This window comes from Streptomyces sp. NPDC004658, assembly GCF_040609555.1.
GTDB lineage: Bacteria > Actinomycetota > Actinomycetes > Streptomycetales > Streptomycetaceae > Streptomyces.
The window spans coordinates 1-3445 of record NZ_JBEXKG010000329.1 but is presented as its reverse complement, the minus strand read 5'-3'; the positions used below and the strand labels follow the sequence as shown (position 1 = coordinate 3445).

Genomic DNA, 3445 nt, shown 5'->3' with positions numbered 1-3445 from the left:
CCAGGACGGTCGCCGGAACCGTGATCAGCACCGTGTTCACCAGGGAGTTGGTGATGTCGGAGTTCTCCAGCAGCCCCCTTCCCGCCCGCACCCCTGTTTTCCCGCAAGGAGACGCACATGACCGAGCAGAACCACCGGGTCGCCCTGATCACCGGCGCCACCAGCGGCATCGGCCTCGCCGTCGCCCGCCTCCTCGGCGCACAGCAGCACCGGGTGTTCATCGGCGCGCGCAGCGCCGACAACGTCGCGGAGACGGTCAAGCAGCTGCAGGCCGAGGGCATCGAGGCCGACGGCACCACCCTGGACGTGCGCTCCACGGACTCCGCGCGCGCCTTCGTGCAGGCCGCCGTCGACCGGTTCGGCGGCGTGGACATCCTGGTGAACAACGCCGGCCGCAGCGGCGGCGGGGTCACCGCCGACCTCACCGACGAGCTGTGGGACGACGTCGTCGACACCAACCTCACCAGCGTCTTCCGCCTCACCCGCGAGGTCCTCACCACCGGGGGCCTGCGCGACAAGGCGTGGGGCCGCATCGTCAACATCGCGTCGACCGCGGGCAAGCAGGGCGTCGTGCTGGGCGCCCCGTACTCCGCCTCCAAGCACGGCGTGGTCGGCTTCACCAAGGCCCTCGGCAACGAGCTGGCCCCGACCGGGATCACCGTCAACGCGGTCTGCCCCGGCTACGTGGAGACGCCGATGGCACAGCGGGTGCGGGCCGGATACGCCGCGGCGTACGACACCTCCGAGGAGGCGATCCTCGAGAAGTTCCAGGCGAAGATCCCGCTCGGCCGCTACTCCACGCCCGAGGAGGTCGCCGGCCTGGTCGGCTACCTGGCCTCCGACACGGCCGCCTCCATCACCGCGCAGGCGCTCAACGTCTGCGGTGGCCTGGGCAACTTCTGACACCCGTCCCGTCCGCCGACCCGACACACCCCGAGGAGCCCTTGAATGACGCAGCCCGGCCTGCGCGAGGTGGAGCACGAGATCACGGTCTCGGCCCCGGCCACCGCCGTATACCGGCTGATCGCCGAGGTGGAGAACTGGCCGCGGATCTTCCCGCCGACCATCTACGTCGACCACGTCGAACGCGACGCGCACAGTGAGCGGATCCGTATCTGGGCCACCGCCAACGGCGAGGCGAAGAACTGGGCCTCGCGGCGCGTGCTGGACCCCGACGGCCTGCGGATCGAGTTCCGCCAGGAGGTGTCCGTACCGCCCGTGGCCGCCATGGGCGGCACCTGGATCATCGAGCCGCTCGACGCGGGCACGTCCCGCGTCCGGCTGCTGCACGACTACCGGGCCGTCGACGACGACCCGGCGGGCCTCGCCTGGATCGACGAGGCCGTCGACCGCAACTCCCGCTCGGAGCTGGCGGCGCTGAAGACCAACGTGGAACTGGCCCACGCCGCCGAGGAGGTGACGTTCTCCTTCGAGGACACCGTCCACGTCGACGGCTCGGCCAAGGACCTGTACGACTTCGTCAACGACGCCCACCTGTGGCAGGAGCGCCTCCCACACGTCGCCTCGGTACGGCTGGAGGAGGACGTGCCGGGCCTGCAGACCCTGGAGATGGAGACCCGCGCCAAGGACGGCTCCACCCACCTCACCAAGTCCTACCGGGTCTGCTTCGAGGGCCGGAAGATCGCCTACAAGCAGGTGACCCTGCCCGCGCTGATGACCCTGCACACCGGCTACTGGACCTTCGCCGAGGGCCCTGCCGGCACCACGGCGTCCTCGCAGCACACGGTGGTGCTCAACACGGAGAACATCGCCAAGATCCTCGGACCCGAGGCGACCGTCGCGGACGCCCGCGCGTACGTGCGGAGCGCGCTGAGCACCAACAGCCGGGCCACCCTCGGACACGCCAAGGCCTACGCCGAGGCGCGGCGCTGACCATGTCCGGCGACGTCCTGCGCACCCAGGTCCTGGTGGTCGGCGCCGGTCCGGCGGGCCTGCTGCTCGCCGGCGAACTGCGGCTCGGCGGTGCCGAGGTGCTGGTCGCGGAGCGGCTGACCGAGCCGACCACCGAGTCCCGGGCCTCCACCCTGCACGCCCGGACCATGGAGGCCCTCGACGCCCGCGGCCTGCTGGAGCACTTCGGCACCCCGCCGAACGAGCCGCTGGGCCACTTCGGCGGCCTCCCGCTCGACCTGACCCTGCCCAGCACCCACCCGGGCCAGTGGAAGGTCCTGCAGGCCGAGGTGGAGCGCGTCCTGCACGACTGGAGCACCGGTCTCGGCGCGACCGTGCTGCGCGGCCACGAGCTGCGCGCGCTCACCCCGGCAGCGGACCACGTCACGGCCGAACTCGCCGGTCCACGAGGGCCGGTGCGGGTCCGAGCCGCCTACGTGGTCGGCTGCGACGGCGAGCAGAGCGCCGTACGGCGGCTGGGCGGCTTCCGGTTCACCGGCGCGGACGCCGAACGGGAGCTGCTGCGGGCCGATGTCGCCGGCCTCGACATCGCTAACCGGCGCTTCCAGCGGCTGCCGAGGGGCCTGGCCATCGCCGCCCGGCGCCCCGACGGCGTCACCCGGGTCATGGTGCACGCGTTCGGCACACCCGCCCGCGAGCGCACCGGCGCACCGGACTTCGCGGAGATCGTGGCCGCCTGGCGCGCGGTCACCGGGGAGGACATCGGCCACGGCACCCCGCTGTGGGTCAACTCCTTCGACGACGCCTCCCGACAGGCGACCGAGTACCGCCGGGGCCGCGTGCTGCTGGCCGGCGACGCCGCGCACCGGCAGATGCCGATCGGCGGCCAGGCCCTCAACCTGGCCCTCCAGGACGCGCTCAACCTCGGCTGGAAACTGGCCGCCCACCTCGCCGGCGGGGCCGGCGAGGCCCTGCTGGACACCTACCACGGCGAACGCCACCCCGTCGGCCGGCGCGTCCTGGGCAACATCCGCGCCCAGGCCCGGCTGCTGCTCGGCGGCGAGGAGGTGGAGGCCGTCCGCGAGGTGGTCGGCGAACTGGCGGCCCTGCCGCCCGCCCGCGCCCACCTGGCGGCGATGATCGCCGGCCTGGACATCGCGTACCCCACGGCCGACGGCACCGGCACCGACGCCGGAGCGTCCGCGCTGCTCGGCAGACGCCTGCCGCCGCTGCGCCTGGCGACACCGGACGGCACGGTCACCACGGCCGGCCTGCTGCGGACCGGACGCGCCGTCCTGCTCGACCTGTCCGCGGACGCCACGCGGCGCGAGCGGTGGTCCGCCGCCGTACGGCCCTGGCCGGAGCGGGTGTCGTACGTGGCGGCCCGCCCGCCCGCCGGCACCGCCCTCACCGGCACCGACGGGGTCCTCGTGCGACCGGACGGCTATGTCGCCTGGGTGGCCGCGCCCGGCACCCCGGATCCCGGGGAGGCGCTGCGCCGCTGGTTCGCCGCCCCCGGCGCCGCCGGCAACCGCGGCGCCTCGGACGCCACCCCCCCCCCCCCCCCCCCCCC

3 protein-coding genes are annotated in these 3445 nt (G+C 73.9%); all 3 read left to right on the top strand.

Annotated features, from left to right (window positions below; genetic code table 11):
• Positions 1-117 precede the first annotated feature (117 nt).
• On the top strand, positions 118-903 hold the full coding sequence (fabG, locus tag ABZV94_RS40820) for a 3-oxoacyl-ACP reductase FabG (RefSeq protein WP_356350058.1): 786 nt from the start codon (positions 118-120) through the stop codon (positions 901-903).
• Between the two features lie 45 nt (positions 904-948).
• The gene (locus ABZV94_RS40815; protein ID WP_356350056.1) at positions 949-1893 is read left to right on the top strand and encodes an aromatase/cyclase; all 945 of its coding nucleotides are present in this window, start codon (positions 949-951) and stop codon (positions 1891-1893) included.
• A gap of 2 nt (positions 1894-1895) precedes the next feature.
• On the top strand, positions 1896-3445 hold a 1550-nt coding region (locus ABZV94_RS40810; RefSeq protein WP_356350053.1), incomplete at its 3' end, for an FAD-dependent monooxygenase.